At 71.1% G+C, this 18,394-nt stretch carries 14 protein-coding genes; 5 read left to right on the top strand and 9 right to left on the bottom strand.

Translation table 11 applies throughout. The features are described 5' to 3' along the window. Window positions 1-242: 242 nt before the first annotated feature. From typA to EDD92_RS30290, 3 genes are all read right to left on the bottom strand, one after another. Window positions 243-2,150 carry a translational GTPase TypA gene (gene typA / locus EDD92_RS30300; RefSeq protein ID WP_123967265.1) on the bottom strand — a complete coding sequence of 636 codons (1,908 nt, stop codon included), beginning with the start codon at window positions 2,148-2,150 and terminating at the stop codon, window positions 243-245. Between the two features lie 134 nt (window positions 2,151-2,284). Next, window positions 2,285-2,953 carry a hypothetical protein gene (locus EDD92_RS50015; protein WP_185124167.1) on the bottom strand — a complete coding sequence of 223 codons (669 nt, stop codon included), beginning with the start codon at window positions 2,951-2,953 and terminating at the stop codon, window positions 2,285-2,287. A gap of 124 nt (window positions 2,954-3,077) precedes the next feature. After that, on the bottom strand, window positions 3,078-5,348 hold the full coding sequence (locus EDD92_RS30290) for an ABC transporter family substrate-binding protein (protein WP_399184406.1): 2,271 nt from the start codon (window positions 5,346-5,348) through the stop codon (window positions 3,078-3,080). Window positions 5,349-5,680: 332 nt separating this feature from the next. Between EDD92_RS30290 and EDD92_RS30285 the strand changes: the two genes are divergently transcribed. The 4 genes from EDD92_RS30285 to EDD92_RS30270 are packed head-to-tail and all read left to right on the top strand — an operon-like array spanning window position 5,681 to window position 9,522. Then, window positions 5,681-5,971: a hypothetical protein gene (locus tag EDD92_RS30285; protein WP_099931100.1), complete on the top strand. Its 291-nt coding sequence runs from the start codon at window positions 5,681-5,683 to the stop codon at window positions 5,969-5,971. A 19-nt stretch (window positions 5,972-5,990) separates the two neighbouring features. Beyond that, window positions 5,991-6,812, top strand: a complete 822-nt coding sequence (locus EDD92_RS30280) for a hypothetical protein (protein WP_030929442.1) — start codon at window positions 5,991-5,993, stop codon at window positions 6,810-6,812. After that, a complete protein-coding gene (locus tag EDD92_RS30275; protein WP_123967262.1) occupies window positions 6,812-8,755 on the top strand; it encodes a fumarate reductase/succinate dehydrogenase flavoprotein subunit in 1,944 nt (647 codons plus the stop codon). The genes EDD92_RS30280 and EDD92_RS30275 overlap by 1 nt, the downstream gene beginning before the upstream one ends. Further along, entirely contained in the window at window positions 8,752-9,522 is a 771-nt protein-coding gene (locus EDD92_RS30270; RefSeq protein WP_030929448.1) for a succinate dehydrogenase/fumarate reductase iron-sulfur subunit, read from the top strand. Before EDD92_RS30275 ends, EDD92_RS30270 begins: the two co-directional genes overlap by 4 nt. A gap of 21 nt (window positions 9,523-9,543) precedes the next feature. On the opposite strand, the gene EDD92_RS30265 is transcribed toward EDD92_RS30270, so the two are convergent. Continuing rightward, window positions 9,544-10,845, bottom strand: coding sequence for a glycosyl hydrolase family 18 protein (locus EDD92_RS30265; RefSeq protein WP_123967261.1), 1,302 nt, complete (start codon window positions 10,843-10,845; stop codon window positions 9,544-9,546). A gap of 126 nt (window positions 10,846-10,971) precedes the next feature. Between EDD92_RS30265 and EDD92_RS30260 the strand changes: the two genes are divergently transcribed. Beyond that, window positions 10,972-12,582: a hypothetical protein gene (locus tag EDD92_RS30260; RefSeq protein WP_123967260.1), complete on the top strand. Its 1,611-nt coding sequence runs from the start codon at window positions 10,972-10,974 to the stop codon at window positions 12,580-12,582. Between the two features lie 364 nt (window positions 12,583-12,946). Here EDD92_RS30260 and EDD92_RS30255 read toward each other — a convergent pair whose 3' ends face one another. The 5 genes from EDD92_RS30255 to EDD92_RS30235 form a co-directional block, all read right to left on the bottom strand. After that, window positions 12,947-15,676, bottom strand: a complete 2,730-nt coding sequence (locus EDD92_RS30255; RefSeq protein WP_123967259.1) for a SpoIIE family protein phosphatase — start codon at window positions 15,674-15,676, stop codon at window positions 12,947-12,949. 273 nt (window positions 15,677-15,949) lie between these two features. After that, window positions 15,950-16,357 carry an ATP-binding protein gene (locus EDD92_RS30250; RefSeq protein ID WP_123967258.1) on the bottom strand — a complete coding sequence of 136 codons (408 nt, stop codon included), beginning with the start codon at window positions 16,355-16,357 and terminating at the stop codon, window positions 15,950-15,952. 262 nt (window positions 16,358-16,619) lie between these two features. Next, a complete protein-coding gene (locus tag EDD92_RS30245) occupies window positions 16,620-17,024 on the bottom strand; it encodes a (deoxy)nucleoside triphosphate pyrophosphohydrolase (protein WP_123967257.1) in 405 nt (134 codons plus the stop codon). Window positions 17,025-17,043: 19 nt separating this feature from the next. Further along, the gene (locus tag EDD92_RS30240; protein WP_030929468.1) at window positions 17,044-17,244 is read right to left on the bottom strand and encodes an SPOR domain-containing protein; all 201 of its coding nucleotides are present in this window, start codon (window positions 17,242-17,244) and stop codon (window positions 17,044-17,046) included. A 351-nt stretch (window positions 17,245-17,595) separates the two neighbouring features. Beyond that, entirely contained in the window at window positions 17,596-18,348 is a 753-nt protein-coding gene (locus EDD92_RS30235) for a GntR family transcriptional regulator (protein ID WP_123967256.1), read from the bottom strand. Between the last annotated feature and the right edge of the window lie 46 nt (window positions 18,349-18,394).

Genomic DNA, 18,394 nt, shown 5'->3' with positions numbered 1-18,394 from the left:
CGCGCCTCCCAGGCGCGGGAAGCCGGCAGCCTTCGGCCCCCGCCCATGCGTCACGGCCGAGAGCACCGCAAGAGGTACCTCCCGTTCGGCCTCCCGCGCATCGGCGATCAACGGCACGTTGTCCGGCCCAGCGGGCCGTGGAGCTGCACTGCGTGGTGACGATGAGCACGCGGCCCCCACAGCCAACTGAGAAGCCCGGGTGCCCCCAAGTCGGGGGCACCCGGGCCTCAAGTGGCCTGCCGTCAGCCGTGCTTGGCGCGGCTCGCCGCGCGGGCGCGCTCGCGGGCGTCCAGGTTCACCTTGCGGATGCGGACCGCCTCCGGGGTGACCTCCACGCACTCGTCGTCGCGGCAGAACTCCAGCGACTGCTCCAGGGAGAGCTTGCGCGGCGGGACGATCGCCTCGAACGTGTCGGCCGAGGACGACCGCATGTTGGTGAGCTTCTTCTCCTTGGTGATGTTCACGTCCATGTCGTCGGAACGCGAGTTCTCACCGACGATCATGCCCTCGTACACCTCGGTGCCCGGGTCGACGAAGAGCACGCCGCGCTCCTGAAGGTTCGTCATCGCGAAGGCGGTGACGGCACCGGCGCGGTCGGCGACCAGCGAGCCGTTGTTACGGGTCTGCAGCTGGCCGAACCAGGGCTCGTGGCCCTCGTGGATGGAGTGGCCGATGCCCGTGCCGCGCGTCTGGGTCAGGAACTCGGTACGGAAGCCGATGAGACCGCGGGACGGGACGACGAACTCCATGCGGACCCAGCCCGAGCCGTGGTTCGACATGTTGTCCATGCGGCCCTTGCGGACGCCCATGAGCTGCGTGACCGCGCCCATGTGCTCCTCGGGCACGTCGATCGTCATGCGCTCGACCGGCTCGTAGACCTTGCCGTCGACGTCCTTGGTGACGACCTGCGGCTTGCCGATGGTCAGCTCGAAGCCCTCGCGGCGCATCTGCTCGACCAGGATGGCGAGCGCCAGCTCACCGCGGCCCTGGACCTCCCAGGCGTCCGGACGCTCGGTGTCGAGAACGCGCAGGGAGACGTTACCGATCAGCTCGCGGTCGAGACGGTCCTTGACCTGACGGGCGGTCACCTTGCGGTCCTTGACCGCGGCCTTGTTGTCGGCGCCCTTGCCGGTACCGCCACGGCCGACCAGCGGCGAGGTGTTCGTACCGATGGTCATCGAGATCGCCGGCTCGTCGACCGTGATCAGCGGCAGCGGGATCGGGTTCTCGGGGTCGGCGAGGGTCTCGCCGATCATGATGTCCGAGATACCGGCGACGGCACAGATGTCACCGGGGCCGGCCTTCTCGGCGGGCTTGCGGGTGAGCGCCTCGGTCATCAGCAGCTCGGTGATGCGCACGTTGGACATCGTGCCGTCACGCTTGATCCACGTGACGGTCTGGCCCTTGCGCAGCTCGCCCTGCTCGACGCGGAGCAGCGCGATACGGCCGAGGAAGTTGTCGGCGTCCAGGTTGGTGACGTGCGCCTGGAGCGGGGCCTCGGGGTCGTACTCCGGAGCCGGGACGTGGGACAGGATCGTGGAGAAGAACGGCTCCAGGCTGTCGCTGTCCTGCGGGACCGTACCGTCCTCGGGCTTGGTCAGCGAGGCGACACCGTCACGGGCACAGGCGTAGACGATCGGGAACTCGATCTGGTCCTCGTCGGCGTCGAGGTCGAGGAAGAGGTCGTAGGCCTCGTTCACGACCTCGTCGATGCGCGAGTCGGGGCGGTCCGTCTTGTTGATGCAGAGGATGACGGGCAGGCGGGCCTGCAGCGCCTTGCGCAGCACGAAGCGGGTCTGGGGCAGCGGGCCCTCGGAGGCGTCGACCAGCAGGACCACCGCGTCCACCATCGACAGACCACGCTCGACCTCGCCACCGAAGTCGGCGTGGCCCGGGGTGTCGATGATGTTGATGGTGATGACGTCGCCGCCATCCTTCGGGTGGTACTTCACGGCCGTGTTCTTGGCCAGGATCGTGATGCCCTTCTCACGCTCCAGGTCGTTCGAGTCCATCATGCGGTCGTCGAGCGACTCGGCGGCGTGCGCCGCGAAGGCACCGGCCTGCTTCAGCATGGCGTCGACGAGGGTCGTCTTGCCGTGGTCGACGTGGGCGACGATGGCGACGTTGCGGATGTCGTGGCGCGTGGCCATGAAGGCGTACTCCTGGAGTGTGAGGAAGGCCGACGCGTACGTCTGTGTTACGCGGACCCTGCCGGGCTGAACACGCCACGGCCTTACACCATGGTACGGGGCCGCCGCAGCAGCGGCTCGCCGGGCCGCTGGGGTCAGGCGTTCCGGGTGGCCGGGGAACCCGCGCCGCAGGAGAGACGGGCTGCCTGGCGGGCCATCCGGTTGTCGACGGACTCGTCGCAGGACAGGACACCCTGCATGTCGACCGTCCAGTTCCGCGCGTGGCCTGTCGTTGCCCGACCGCCGGAACAGGTGTAGCGGAAGTCGCCCTCCCATTCCCGGACTCCGGCGTACTGCACCGTTTCACCCGGGCCGGACACCTTGGAGAGACGGTTGTGCAGGTCCGGAGCCTTCTGGTGCACGTCGGTGAAGGCCCAGGTGTCGCCGTTCACGTCAGCCAAAGTGGCGGCGTCGGAGTCGATCTCGCCGATCTTCTTGCCCAGTGAGAAGAGGATCTCAGCCGAGGACAGCGCGGGGCCCTCGGTGCGCACCACCGGCTTCGGGGTGTACACCGGCTCGATCAGGTTCGTCGTCCTGATGGTGCGGCCACCGCTGTGCTCCGGCGCCGAGACGCCGGTCAGCCGGTCCGCCTTCTTCACACCCGACCAGGTGAAGGTCCCGTTCGCGCAGGCCTTCGGCACGGCCGGCGCGCTGCTCGTGGCGGCCTTGTCGCCGTGCCCGCCACCGGTGCACCCGGCCAGCCCGACCGCCACCGTCACCGCGGTCAGCACCGCAACCCACGGCCCCCGCGTGATACCCCGCATGTGCCGCCCCGTTTCCCCCGCACACGGACGCCCGGCGCCCGCGGCATGATCAATGGTCGATTCATGCTGCGTGCGCCGGGCGCCCACCACAAGCGTTTTGAGCTACCTCAGAGCTACCACCCCGTCAGCCGTCCGACGACCCGCTCGCCGACGGCTTCGCCCCCTTCTCCAGGAAGCCCATGTCCTCGTAGACCGGCGTCTGGAACCCGAAGGCCCCCGCGTTCACCAGGTTCTTCGTCGCGGCCATCAGTTGCGGGCGCTGGTACAGCGGGATGGAGCCCGCGGCGGCCCAGATGCGGGAGTCGGCCTTGCGGACCAGGGAGAGGTTCTCGTCGGCGTCGAGGGTGGCGGCCGCCTGGTCGAAGAGGTGGTCGACCTGGTCGGTGCCGACGCGGGTGTAGTTCTGCTCGACGTCGAGGGAGCCGTCCGCGGCCGGTACCGGCTTGGCGTAGATGGGCCGGGCGTCGGTGGCCGGGAAGGCGGAGGCGGGCCAGGAGTACAGGGCGAGGTCGAACTCCCCGGACGCGATGTGGTCCTTGAAGTAGCTCTCGTCGGCGACCTTCGTGATCCGGGTGCCGATGCCGACCCGCTGCAGCATGGCGCTGATCCGGTCGGCCACGGTCCGCAGGGCCTGCGAGCCGGGTCCCGACGGCAGCACGAAGCGCAGGGTGAGCGGCTTGCCGTCCTTGGCCAGCACCCCGGCGGCCGCGCCGGCCGGGGCCGCGGTGCCCTTGGGGGCGTAGGCGCCGGGTGCGCCGCCGCGCGGCGGCTGCTGCCCGGCGTACTTGCCGTCCGCGAGGTGCGTGCCTGCCCGCTCGCCGCCCTTGGCCTTCTCGTCCTTCTTGGTGTGGTCCTTGGGGTCCTTGTGGTGGCCGCTCTTGCTGTCCCCGCCGTTGTCGTCCTCGCCGACGATGTACGTCCCGTCGTCGCCGTCCTCGGACTCGTCGGCCTTCCGGCCCTCGGCCCCGGCGGCCTTCTCGCCCTTCTGCTTCTTCTTCTCCTCCTTGACCGGACCGCCGCGCACCCACCCGGCGTCCGCGAGCAGCGCCTGCGCCTCGGCGGTGTCATGGCCGCCGAGCGCGCCGCTGTTGTCGGCGTAGGCGGCCTGCCCGGACAGCGCGAGATGGCTGCCGACGGGCACGGCGGGCAGCCCGAGCGGTTTGAGGACGGCCTCGGCGAGCGCCTTGCGGTCGAGGGCGCGGGCCACGGCCCGGCGGACGCGCTCGTCCGCGAGGGGGCCCTCGGCGCCGTTGAGGGCGAGCTGGGTGTAGACCGGCTCCAGCGACTTGCGCACCTCGAAAGCGCCCAGGTCCTCGGCGTCGGCGGGCAGGTTCTTGGCGGCGGCCCGGCGGGCTCCCGGGCCCTGCAGCGGGGTGGAGCCCTTGGCCTTGCCGGCCAGGTCGACGCGCTGGACGGCGGACGGGTCGATCTCTGCCAGGTCGATCTGCCCGTCGGCGAGCGCGGCGGGCCGCTTGTCGAGCGGTACGGCCTGCAGGTCGATCTCCGCCAGCTTGGCGGGCTGACCCCACCAGCGCGGGTTGCGGACCAGGCTGACCTGGTTGTTCTTGTGGTCGACCGCCTTCAGGGCGAAGGGCCCGGCGGTGACCTTGAGCGTCCTGCGCGCCCCGTCGTTGAAGGAGTCCGGGGTCCCCATGACGTCCTTGGGGTACAGCGGCGAGAACAGCGACTGCCAGTCGGCGTACGGCCGCGCGAAGGTGACCTTGACCTCGAGGTCGCTCGCGCCGCGTTCGATCTTCTGGATGCGGTCGTAGCCGGCGTTGCGGGCGGTCCAGTACGCGGTGTCCTTGCCGGACAGGGCGCGCCACTGGGCGGCGAAGTCGGCGGCGCCGATCTCACGGCCGTCGCTCCAGACGGCCTGCTGGGCGAGCTTGTAGAGCACGACCTGCTTGGGCTCGGTCTGGACGACCTTGGCGGACTCCAGGTAGTCGGCGTTGCGCTGCGGCCGCCCGCTGCGGTCCAGCCGGTACATGGACGGGAGGACGGCCTGCGCGACGCGGTTCGTGACCGCGTCGGCGTCCGACTGGAACGTGTTCAGGGTCTCCGGCACGTCGTCCACGGCCCACCGCAGGGTGCCGCCGTCGGCCACGAGGTCACGGCCGGCGGGCGCGATGTCCGGCCCGGCGAGCGGCTTGCCCGCCTCGTCGTCGGAGGCGCAGCCGGGCAGCGCGAGCACGCCCGCGGTCAGCAACGCGACCGCACGAAGCGCTCTGCGGGTGGTGCCACGATCGGCCGTCGATCGGCCGCGGGCACGCTGTGGCTGGTCGTGCCCGCGCGGCGGCAGCCGCAGATCCAACACAGCCCCGCGCCCCTTTGGGGCGCTGCCGAACCGAGGCTGACTTCGCCAGGGCCTGAGGCCGGCGCCGTCGTGGGACATCGCTGCTACCTCCGGGGGCCGCTCCCGCCGATGAATAAGTGGGGGTCTGATCACATTTGGCGGTATTTTGGAGTTGATCAGATGTACGGCCCCACTGAAGAGGAAAGGGTTCGCCCACCGGGGGCGACACGGCGACACAGCCGGAGAGCCCCACCCGTGTGGCCGAATGTGCGCCCCCCGCGCACACAGAGCGCTTGCAGGCGTGCACTGGAGGCGTGCAATCCGCCAATCGCTGCACATCCCTTCCCACCGGCAGGTGTGACGCGCAACACTCGCAGGCGCATGAACGTTGCCACCTGGGGCCTGACGGCCCATGGAAGTGAGGTCACGTCATGTCCGTGCAAGACGACCTGACGACAATGCAGCGCTGCCTGGACGACCTGTCCCGGTCCGTGGGCCGCCTGGAGAAGCAGCTGGGCAGTGGCGGCCTTGACATGCGCCGCGTCCGCGCCGACGCCGATCACCTGCGGGAGAGCGTCGCGCTCCTGCGCGAGGCGGCGTCGAGTCCGAGCGCACCGCGCAAGCCGGAACTCGTCACCATCCCCGACACCCCGTACGACCCCTCGCTGTGGATCGACACGGACGACGAAGGACTCGGCGCCCGCGACCGCCACGCCCCCTGAACCCGACCGGAGTCATGAGTTGGCCACTGGTACGGAACCACATCTGAACAGCGGCGGTGTGCGCACCGGTACGCGCGCCGCGATCGACGCCCCGCATCTGCGGACCGACCGCTGGTGGCTGGCTCCGGCCGCCACCGCGGCCGGGTTGCTGGCCTTCATCGTGTACTCGACGTGGCGGGCCTTCGCGAACGCGGACTACTACTCGGCGCCGTATGTCTCCCCGTTCTACTCGCCGTGTCTGGCGGAGAACTGCAAGAACATGCCCTCGGGCCCGAACGCCGACCTCTTCGGCAGCTGGTGGGGCATCTCCCCGGCGATCATCATCCTGATCTTCCCACTGGGCTTCCGCCTGACCTGCTACTACTACCGCAAGGCCTACTACCGGGGCTTCTGGGCCTCGCCCCCGGCCTGCGCGGTGGCCGAGCCGCACAAGAAGTACTCCGGTGAGACCCGCTTCCCGCTGATCCTGCAGAACATCCACCGGTACTTCTTCTACGCGGCGATCCTGGTCGCGGGCGTGCTGACGTACGACACGGTGCTGTCCTTCCGCGACACGGACGAGAACTGGGGCCACATGGGCCTCGGGACGGTCGTCTTCCTGATCAACATCACGCTGATCTGGATGTACACGATCTCCTGCCACTCCTGCCGGCACATCGTCGGCGGCAAGCTCAAACACTTCTCCAAGCATCCCGTGCGCTACAAGGCGTGGCAGTTCGTCGGGAAGCTGAATGCCCGTCACATGCTGCTCGCCTGGGCGTCGTTGGTGAGCGTGGCGCTCGCCGACTTCTACGTGTATCTGGTGGCGTCCGGCGCCTTCGACGATCCGAGGTTCTTCTGATGTCCGTGGTCGACCGCCAGGAGTGGGACGTAGTCGTGGTCGGCGCCGGGGGCGCCGGACTGCGTGCGGCCATCGAGGCGCGCGAGCGGGGTGCCCGTACGGCCGTGATCTGCAAGTCGCTGTTCGGCAAGGCGCACACGGTGATGGCCGAGGGCGGCATCGCGGCGGCGATGGCCAATGTCAACGAGCACGACAACTGGCAGGTCCACTTCCGCGACACCATGCGCGGCGGCAAGTTCCTCAACCAGTGGCGGATGGCCGAACTGCACGCCCAGGAGGCCCCGGACCGGGTGTGGGAGCTGGAGACCTGGGGGGCCCTCTTCGACCGTACGAAGTCGGGGAAGATCTCCCAGCGCAACTTCGGCGGCCACGAGTACCCGCGCCTCGCGCACGTCGGAGACCGCACGGGGCTCGAACTCATCCGCACGCTCCAGCAGAAGATCGTCTCCCTCCAGCAGGAGGACCACCGCGAGACCGGCGACTACGAGTCCCGGCTGAAGGTCTTCCAGGAGTGCACGGTCACCAGGGTGCTCAAGGACGGCAGCCGGGTCTCCGGTGTCTTCGCCTACGAGCGCGAGACGGGCCGTTTCTTCGTCCTGGAAGCCCCTGCCGTGGTGATCGCGACGGGCGGCATCGGCAAGTCCTTCAAGGTCACGTCGAACTCGTGGGAGTACACCGGCGACGGGCACGCGCTGGCGCTGCTGGCCGGGGCGCCGCTGCTGAACATGGAGTTCGTGCAGTTCCATCCGACGGGCATGGTCTGGCCGCCGTCGGTGAAGGGCATCCTCGTCACGGAGTCGGTCCGCGGCGACGGCGGGGTGCTCAGGAACTCCGAGGGCAAACGCTTCATGTTCGACTACATCCCGGACGTCTTCAAGGAGAAGTACGCGGAGTCGGAGGAGGAGGGCGACCGCTGGTACGAGGACCCGGACAACAACCGGCGTCCACCGGAGCTGCTCCCCCGTGACGAGGTCGCCCGCGCGATCAACTCCGAGGTGAAGGCAGGCCGCGGCTCCCCGCACGGCGGTGTCTTCCTGGACGTGTCGACGCGTATGCCCGCCGAGGTCATCCGGCGCCGGCTGCCGTCCATGTACCACCAGTTCAAGGAGCTGGCGGACGTCGACATCACCGCGGAGGCGATGGAGGTCGGGCCGACCTGTCACTACGTGATGGGCGGTATCGCGGTCGAGTCCGACACGGCCGCCGCGCGCGGGGTGCCCGGGCTGTTCGCGGCCGGCGAGGTGGCCGGCGGTATGCACGGCTCCAACCGGCTCGGCGGGAACTCGCTGTCCGACCTGCTGGTGTTCGGGCGCCGCGCGGGATGGCACGCCGCCGAGTACTCGGCGGCCCTGGCCTTCGAACGCCCCGCCGTCGACGAGGTCCAGGTCGACACGGCGGCCGCGGAGGCGCTGCGCCCGTTCTCCGCCGAGGGCCCCGCCCCCGGCGCGGACGACGGCCGCCCGCCGGAGAACCCGTACACCCTGCACCAGGAACTCCAGCAGACCATGAACGACCTCGTCGGCATCATCCGGCGCGAGGGCGAGATGGAGCAGGCGCTGGAGAAGCTGGCGGACCTTCGGGTACGGGCCCGCCGGGCCGGTGTCGAGGGGCACCGCCAGTTCAACCCCGGCTGGCATCTCGCGCTGGACCTGCGGAACATGCTGCTGGTCAGCGAGTGCGTGGCCCGGGCGGCCCTGGAGCGCTCGGAGTCCCGCGGCGGCCACACCCGCGAGGACCATCCGACGATGGACCGCAAGTGGCGCAACATCAATCTGCTGTGCCAACTGACCGACCCCACGGGCGGGTTGGCGGCCACGGACCCCGTCCGCGGCCAGATCGACCTCACCCGCGAGACCACCGAACCCATCCGCGCCGACCTGCTCGCCCTCTTCGACAAGGAGGAGCTGGTCAAGTACCTCGCCGAAGAGGAGCTGTACGAGTGAGCAGCTACGAGGCCCGCTTCAAGGTGTGGCGGGGCGACGTCAAGGGCGGCGGCCTGGAGGACTTCAAGGTCGAGGTCAACGAGGGCGAGGTGGTACTGGACATCATCCACCGCCTCCAGTCCACCCAGGCCCCCGATCTGGCGGTCCGCTGGAACTGCAAGGCGGGCAAGTGCGGTTCGTGCTCCGCCGAGATCAACGGGCGGCCGCGGCTGATGTGCATGACGCGGATGTCCGTGTTCACGCAGGAGGAGACGATCACCGTCACACCCTTGCGTGCCTTCCCGGTCGTAAGGGATCTCGTCACGGACGTCGGCTTCAACTACACCAAGGCGCGCGAGGTCCCCGCGTTCGTGCCGCCGGAAGGTGTGGGGCCCGGCGAGTACCGGATGATGCAGGAGGACGTGGACCGCTCGCAGGAGTTCCGCAAGTGCATCGAGTGCTTCCTGTGCCAGGACACCTGTCATGTCGTCCGTGACCACGAGGAGAACAAGACGGCGTTCGCGGGACCCCGTTTCCTGATGCGGGTGGCGGAGCTGGACATGCATCCGCTGGACGCGGCCGCCGAGGGCGGACTCGACCGCAAGAAGACCGCCCAGGACGAACACGGCCTCGGCTACTGCAACATCACCAAGTGCTGCACGGAGGTCTGCCCCGAGGGCATCAAGATCACGGACAATGCGCTGATTCCCTTGAAGGAACGGGCGGTCGACCGCAAGTACGACCCGTTGGTGTGGCTGGGGTCGAAGATCAGGCGCCGGTCTTCCTAGGCCGCGGGAGGGCGGCCGGGTTCAGCGCACCCAGCCGTCCCGGTACGCCCTCCAGTCCGCCTCCGTGGCCGCGAAGTCGACGTAGAGCGCGACACCGAAGCGGGATCGGTCCGCGTCCGTGCGGGACAGGCCCAGGCGGACGCCGCGGACGGCGGCCGGGACGGTCTCGGCATGGTTCCAGTGGCCGAACCGGTTCTCGTGGTAGAAGGGCAGGCCCATCAGCAGGTCGGTGGAGGGCGGGGTGACCTCCAGGGCGAGCGAGGTCTGCTGGGCGACATAGCCGCCGTACAGGCTCTGCAGCGGCTGCATGGTGTCGTACGACATCACGGCGATCTGGTCGACCCGGCGCGCGACCTGGCCGAAGAACCGCTGCGACCACCACTTCGGGTGCCCGGCGACCGTGCCCCAGAAGGCATGGAAGCCGGGGAGTGGGTCGATCTGGTGGGCGGCGACGGACAGCAGGGCGTGGTGCGCGCGGGTGACGGAGCGGAGGGAGTCGAGGAGGGTGAGGTAGTCGCGGTCGCCGGAGTGGAGGGGCTCGAGGTCGAAGTGGACGCCGTCGAAGCCGGCCGCCAGGATCTCGCGGGTCGAGGCGACGACGGCCGCGCGGGTCGCCGGCCGCTCCAGGCGCATCCCCGTCGGGCCCTCGGTCGCGAGTACGTCGCCAAGCCAGGCCTGGACGCGGAGGCGCGGCGCTCGGCCGTGCAGGGTTTTTGTGAGCCAATCTGCCTTGGCGTACGCGGACTTGGGGAGGGTGCCGTTGTGTTCCAGGGGGCCCGCGTGGACGTACAGGTCGCGGATGCCGGCGCCTTCCAGGCGGTGGGCGAGTGCGTTGACGTCGGCCTCGGTCTTGCGGCCGTCGACCCAGGCGTGGCCCAGCCAGATGGCGTCGCGGTTTCTGGTGTACGTGCCCTTCTTGGGGTCGCCGGTGTAGTTCAGGCGGAGGGCGGATTCGGCGGCTAGGAGGGGGACGAGGAGGGCCAGGACCAGGGCGAGGATGAGGCGTCGCCAGCGGCGGCGGGGTGGCTGCTTGGTCGCCTCGGCTTCGCCATCGGCTTTTTCGTTCCCACCCGCACCACCCGTACTACTTCCGTCGTCGAGCGCGCGTGGCCCCTGTGGGGGGTTCTCGCCATCGGCGGCTGCGGGGGTGTGCGTGGTCGTGGGCGGCTCCTCCACGGTGGTTTTCTGCGCTCCGTCGGCCGCAGAAGTCGCCGCGGCCGCGTCGTCGACGCTCGTGATCGGCTCGTCCGTCCCGCTGTCCTCGCGCGACCCCGTCCCTTTCGCAGCCCCTGTCTCTTCCCCCGTGCGATCCGTCTGCTCCATCCCCGCTCCCCCTCGTCGATCCCGTCCCGACCCCACCCGTGTGCACCGGCATTCGCCCGCCACAGCTCCCCCACCCCTGACCCACCCCGGTCGCGCGGCCGCATTCCTGCTCATACGCTCCGAAATGTGACGTCATCCTTGATCCGGGGCCGGCCGCGGCGCGCCACCGCTCACATATCCGTGCGGGTGCTGCACACCGTGGTGGGCGGGCTGGCCGCGGTGGTGTGGCTGGTGTTGCCGTGGATGACGATCAGCAGTGACGTGCCGGTTCCGGCCGCCCGTGCGCACCCGGCCGCCGCGAGCGCCGCCGCGCCGGAGCAGGACGGGACGTCGGTCGCCGACCTGGTGCTGCCGCTCGTTGCGGTGGGCGCGGTGGTCGTGGTCGCGGGGTACGGGTATGTGCGGCGCACACGGCGCGCCCGGACACGTACGACGCCCGGTGGTGGCGCGGCCCCGGCCGGGCCCGCCGCACCGCCGCTGTCCGAACTCGACCACCGGGTACGGGCCCTGCTGGTCGAGGCCGACGACTGGGTGCGCACCAGCCGGGAGGAACTCGGGTTCGCCGAGGCGCGGTCCGGGGCGGATTCCGTGGCGCCCTTCGTACGGGCCGTGCGGGATGCCGAGGCCGAGCTGTCCGCCGCCTTTCGGATGCGGCAGCAGTACGACGACGGTGTCCCGGAGGACGAGACGTCCCGGCGGCATGCGCTCGCCGGGATGATCGGACGGTGTCAGGAGGCCGGGCGGCGGCTGGACGCGGAGGCCGCGGGGTTCGACCTGCTGCGCGCGCTGGAGACGGCGGACGGTCTGGGCGAGGCGCTGGAGGTCGCCGAGGGCCGCTTCCGTGCGCTGGCCGCGCGCACCGGAGGCGCCGGGGCGACGCCGGCCGACCTCGGCAGGCGGTACGGATCCGGCGCGGTCGACGCCGTCATCGGGCATGCCGAACAGGCCAAGGACCGCCTGGTGTTCGCCACGACCCGGCTGAACCAGGCGCGCCAAGCGGCCGACATGGGGGAGGCAGCGGATGCGGCACGTCATCTGCGGGCCGCCGAGGGCGCGACAGCCCAGGCCGAGGTGTTCGTCGCCGGCATCGAGCGGCTCGCCGCCGATCTGGCCTCGGCGGCGGGACTGGTGCCGGCCGCGCTCACCGGGGCGGAGGCGGAGCTCGCGGACGCGCGGACGGCCCGTAGCGGCGCGGGGGACCTCCCCGCCGGTGAGCTGCACGCCCGCGCCGCGCACGCCGACCTCGTCCTGACGGCCGTACGAGAGGAGCTGACGGCCGGGCCGTACGACCCGCTCGACGCCCTCCGGCTGCTCGTGCGGGGGCTTGTGCCGGTGGGTGTGGGGCGGTTCGGGGTGCTGTCTGCCGCCGCGTCGCTGGTCGCGCGGAGTGCCGTGGCCGAGGCCGACGCCTTCGTCACGACGCACCGGGGAGCCGTCGGGAGCACGGCGCGTACCCGGCTGGCGGAGGCGGAGCGGCTGCTCGCCGAGGTGCCGCCGGATCTGCTCGCCGCCGACGCCCTGGCCCGCCGGGCACGCGACCTCGCCGAACGGGACGTACGGGTGCACGGCAACCCGGTCGCCGGAGCGGCCGAACACGAGACCGGCGCCGCGGGGGCGATCGTCGGCGGGATCCTGTTGGGCGCGGCCGCACAGGACGGCCCACCGGCCGGCTTCGGCGGCCCCCGCACTCGGGCCCGGTGGGCGGCACCGGCGTCCCCGGGACAGGCCGCCGGCTGACTCCGGCTGACAGGCCCTGAACAGGTCGGTCGAAGACCACGCCGGTTCGGCCGCGCCCTCCAGAGGCGCGGGGCTGTGTCCACATGCGGCTCCGCCGCGGGGCGCGACCAGCCACGACACGCCGGCAGACGACCGACGGCCCATTGCGGGCCCTGCCGAGAAGCCGCGACGCACACCGGACCAGTCGCGACGGCGCCGCAGCGGACCTGCACCTCAGTACAGCGGCCGCACCCCGAAGGCGCGGGGCTGTCTCCACATGCGGCTCCGCCCCGGGGCGCGACCAGCCACGACACGCCGGCAGACGACCGACGGCCCATTGCGCCCCGCGGCGGCGCGAATCCGCACAGCCAGCGGAGCGCCCCGGTCAGAACAGACTCAGCAGCGCCTCCGCCGGATCCGCCAGCCCCGTCTCCCCGTCCGGCAGCGGCAGTTCGAACCACACCGTCTTGCCGCGTGGGGTGCGGCGGGAGCCCCACGCCGCGCTCAGGAGGCCGACGAGCTGGAGGCCACGGCCGCCCTCGTCGGTGTCACGGGCGCGGCGCCGGCGGGGCTGGACGAGGCCGGAGTCCCAGACCTCGCAGACCAGGGTGCGGTCCAGCAGGAGCCGCAGTCTTATCTCGCCCTCGCCGTACCGCAATGCGTTGGTGACCAGCTCACTGACCAGCAACTCCGTTGTGTCGACGAGGGGTTCGAGGTCCCAGGACAGCAGCTGGCCGCGGGCGTACTCACGGGCCCTGCCCACGCTGCGCGGCTCGCGCGGCAGCGTCCAGTCGCCGACGGAATCGGCGGGCAGGCCCTGGACGCGGGCCATCAGCAGGGCGATGTCGTCCTCGCCGTGGTGGGTGTCGAGGGTGTTGAGGACGTGGTCGCAGACGTCCTCCAGGTTTCGATGGGTGTCGGCGCGCAGCGCCGTCGTTGAGGGGTGGTGGTCGGGTGACGGGTGGGCGGGGTCGGTGAGGGCCCCTACGAAGGCCTGGAGGCCCTCGTCCAGGGGGTGATCGCGGCTTTCGACCAGTCCATCCGTGTAGAGCGCGAGCAGGGCGCCTTCGGGTAGTTCGACCTCCACCTCCTCGAAGGGCTCTCCGCCGACGCCGAGCGGCATACCGGGCGGCACGTCGAGCATCAGCGCGTCCTCGCCGGGTTCGACCAGGACGGGGGGCAGATGGCCGGCGTTGGCGAAGGTGCAGCGGCGGGTGACGGAGTCGTAGACCGCGTAGACGCAGGTGGCGAGGTACACCTCCGACAGGTCCGCCTCGCGGGGGCGGCGGGCCGCGCGGGTCGCCTGCTGGACGCCGCCGGGCGCGCCGAGGCCCCGCGCGATCTCGTCCAACGCACTCAGCACTTCGGCGGGTTCCAGGTCGAGAAGGGCGAGTGTCCGTACCGCCGAGCGGAGTTCGCCCATCGCCACGGCCGCGCGCAGTCCGCGGCCCATGACGTCCCCGACCACCAACGCCGTACGGTGGCCCGGAAGTTCGATCACGTCGAACCAGTCGCCGCCGACCTCGCTGGGGCGGTCGGCGGAGGAGTTGCCCGGCAGATAGCGGCAGGCGATGTCCAGACCGGAGGCCACCGGGTCGCCCGGCGGGAGCAGCGACCGCTGCAGCATCAGGGCGCGCTCGTGCTCACGGCGGTACAGGCGCGCGTTGTCGATGCAGACGGCGGCGCGCGCCGCGAGCTCCACCGCGAGGTCCCGGTCCCGGTCCCCGAACGGCTCGCTGCCCTTCGTACGGGCGAACTGCGCAAGTCCTACGACGGTGTCGTGGGCGACCATCGGCACGGCAAGCGTGGACTGGACGAGGCCGCCCTCCTCGGCGGGGACGAGCTGGGTGCGGGCGGTGCGCAGGGCGTCCGCACAAGGGGAGTTGAAGGGGTAGTGGTGGACCGCGCCCACGGCGACGGGTGCGCCGCCGCCGACGAACGGTGCGTCGGAGACCGCGCTGGCGAAGGCGACCCGGCGCAGCTCCCCGCTGCCGTCGGCGAGGCCCGGCGGGGTCTCGTCGCCCGCCAGCAGCCCCTGGTAGAGGTCGACCGTGGCGAGGTCGCAGAAGCCGGGGACGACGACGTCGAGGAGTTCGCGGGCCGTGGTCTCCAGGTCGAGGGAGTTGCCGATGCGGGCGCCCGCCTCGTTGAGAAGGGCGAGATTGCGCCGCGCGGCAGCGGCTTCGCGGGCCGCGGCGCGGCGGGAGGTGATGTCGGTTCCGAGCCATGCCACGCCGATGGGGCGGCCGGACCCGCTGTGCACGCGGTACAGGTTGATGGACCAGTGCCGACGCTCCTCGGAGCCCGGCACGAAGCCCGTGACGTGCATGTCCGTGATGGAGTTGCCGGTCTCCAGGACCCGGCGCAGGGTCGCCGCGACCCGCTCGGCCTCGGGCCGCTGCAGATAGTCGTGGACGCCGCGGCCGCGGTGGTCGTCGGGCGTGCCGCCGAAAGTGTTCGCAAACTGCTGGTTGGCGCGACGGACCCGCAGATCGGTGTCGATCAGTAGGAAACCGAAAGGAGATTGACCGAAAATCGACTGCGAGGCGGCAAGGTCGGTCTCGATGCTGCGCAGGGTGCGTACGTCGACCACGATGCAGACGGCGGCCTTCTCGCCCTCCTCGGTCCGCGTCGGCATCACATAGACCTCGGCGAGCCCCTCCCGCCCGCTCTCCCCCGCCACCCCAGCGGGCTGCCGGAACGGGACCACTCCGGTCCACTCCCGCCCGTCGAGGATCTCGGCCATCTTGCGCTGACCCTGCTCCCGCAGGTCGGGGTCGATGAACGCCTCGATGGGGTCCATGCCGACCGCGTGCCCGGCGGGGATCCCGAAGAGCTGCTCGGCGCGCAGACTCCACTGGTCGACGAGCCCGTCGGGGCCGATGGAGAAGGACGCGACCTTGATGTAGTCGTAGATGGAGCCGGGCGGACTGCTCTGCCACATGGCGTCACCGTGAGGTGGTCCGTCGGTCCCGTCGAATCCGCCGAAGGAAGACAGGCCCGTCCCGCCCGCCGTCCCGCTCGTCACATCGGCCGCGGCATCACCCGCGGCCTCCGCCCTCGCGCCGTCCGACGGGTCCTCGGACTCCGTGGCCTTCGCTGGTATCTCGCTCACGCGAACCGTCCCCTCCAGCTCACCGCGTCCGGCACCGGTCACCGGGTGCGGCTGCCCGCAGTATCCAGCACTACGGCGCCGCACAACACGGTGTTCACGATCACAGCACGGTCCCGACGGTTTTCGGTCCCGGCTGCGACAACACTTCCAGTCTTCTAACCAGCCGACACCTCGTCGAATCACACGCGCCGGACACTGCCACCGGCCTGAACCAGTCTGTCGACAGGGCGGGCGTTCGCGTACAGCGCCCGAAGGGCCGGACCGGGAACCGGATCAGCCGGGCACAGCGAGTTCGAACCACACCGTCTTGCCCGCCTGGCCGGGCCGGGTGCCCCAGCGGCGCGAGGAGCGGGCGACGAGTTGCAACCCGCGGCCGCTCTCGTCCTCGGGGCGGGCGACGCGTTCGCGCGGCGGGTCGGGGAGCGGGTCGGAGACCTCCACCAGCAGGACGTCCTCGAGGCCGGCGGGCCGCACGAGGCGTACGCCGATGGGTCCGGTGGCGTGCCGCAGGGAGTTGGTCACCAGCTCGCTGACCAGCAGGGCCGCGAGATCTCCGAGGGCGTCGAGCTCCCAGGTGCGCAGTTGGCCGCGGACGGCGGCGCGGGCTCCCCGGACGGCGTCCGGCTCCGCGGGAAAGCTCCACTCGGCGCAGTCGCCTTCAGTGTCGATCACGCCGATCACTTCCCAGGCCCGAGCCCACCCATGTCTGTTTTCGTGGGGTTAATGGGGACATACCCGATATTCGGTTCGGAGTACCGTCCGCCGTGGCGGGCTTAGCCCCGCTGGTGGAGCCGCGCGCCTATGGCTCCGCTGGTCGAACAGGGCGCCTATGAGCTCGGGGGTGCGGGTTTGTCGGGCGACTGCGGGTGCGTTGTGGCTAGTCGCGCCCGGGCGTCGGTAGCCGCACATCGACAGGGGCCCCGCGCCCCTGAGGGGCGGGGCTTCACCCCTGCCCCCAGTGGGCGGTCAGCTCACGGACCGCCGGGATGTCCTGGTCCAGCCACGGCACGTCCCACAGTTCGTCCCGGGTGAGCCAGCGCAGTTCGTCGTGGTCCTGGAGGGGTTTGGGGTCGGGGGAAGCCGGGCGCAGGCGGGCCGTCCATACGTGCAGGACGTACGGCGGCTTCAAGGGCCACTCACCCGCTACGCGGGCCACGGCCTCGGCGTCCACGCCGAGTTCCTCGCGCAGCTCGCGTACGAGGGCCGCCTCGGGGGTCTCGCCCTGTTCGACCTTGCCGCCGGGCAGTTCCCAGCGACCGGCGAGTTCGGGAGGCGCGCTACGGCGCGCGGCGAGCAGGCGGCCGCCGTCGAACAGGGCGGCACCCACCACCACGATCCGTTCCGTCATGCGGGGGAGCCTACGGGAGTCAGTTGGCCGCGGCTGTTCCGTTCTGCCCGTTCTGACCTATGCGCTCGACCCAGTACAACTGCTTGTGTCCGCGGTCGTCGAGGCTGTCCGCGATCTTCTGGGCCTCGGCCCTGGTCGCGTACCGGCCCACGCGGTAGCGATTGCCGTTGTCGTCCTGCCGAATGACGAGCCAGGGAAGCGTGATCGTGCCGTCGTTCATCGCGCCCCACCGCTCCTTCCTGCCCCGGCCCGACCGCCCCTCGCCCGCGGTTCGTGCCGTGCCCCACCCTCTAAGGAAACCGCAATCCGCATATGCCCGAGCCTACGCCTTACCTTTACGCAGCGAACACGGCTTTTCACAAAGAGGTACGCAACCGGCCAGAACGAGGGGGGCGCACGGACTCGGATGCGCCGCACGCGGGCGTCGACGCATCCGGTCAGCGGCATCCCGGGCATGCATGGGGCGACCTGCGAGAACGGCCAGATTCCACCGGCGGAGGGGCAGGCTCCGAGAGTGCGCGGAGGGGGTCGTACGGGCAGGGCGGCGGGTCAACTGCCGTAAAGGTGTGCGCTACTTCACTGGGAGGTGGTACGCCACGCGGTAACGATCGGCGGGGATGACGACGTCGGCCGTCTCCACGGGGCGGCCCGAGGCGAAGAAGGTGCGCTGGATGACCAGGACGACATGACCGGGGACGCCGCCGAGGGTCACGAGCTCCTCGGCGAGGCCGGGGCGGGCGCCGACCTCCTCGGTGACGTTGTCCACGATCACGTCGATCGCCGCCATGCGCTCGACGACGCCCATACCGCCGAGGGGGCCCTCCTCGGGAAGCATCACGGGGGTGCGGCCGGTGACCGCGAGGGGCTCCCAGGACGTGGAGAGCATCATCGCCTCGCCGGCCTCGCGGAAGACGTACCTCGTGCACATCACGCGGTCGCCGGGCTTGATGTCGAGCCGCTCGGCGACGCAGCTGCTCGCCTGGGCCTGGGCGCTGTTGGACTCCCAGGTGCCGCGGCCGTCGCCGTCGGCCTGCTCCTGACGGAAGGGGGTCGCGCCGCCGGCCGGGCGGAACCCGGAGCGGGCCACGCTGCGGGGCACCGGGCGCTCGCGGACATACGTCCCCGATCCGGAGCGGCCCTCGACCAGGCCCTCCGCCATCAGCACCTTGCGCGCCTCCAGCGCGACGGTGTCCGAGACGCCGTACTCCTCGCGGATCCTGGCCTGGGACGGGAGGCGGGTGTGCGGCGGCAGCGAACCATTGACGATCTTCTTGCGGAGATCACCCGCGACACGCAGGTACGCCGGCTGCTCACCGAAAGTCACTGGCCGCTCCCATCAGGTTGTACAGACAGCAACAGCCTGGCAACCG

This window comes from Streptomyces sp. TLI_185, from assembly GCF_003814765.1.
Taxonomy (GTDB): domain Bacteria; phylum Actinomycetota; class Actinomycetes; order Streptomycetales; family Streptomycetaceae; genus Streptomyces.
This window is presented reverse-complemented; position numbering and strand designations above follow the sequence as displayed.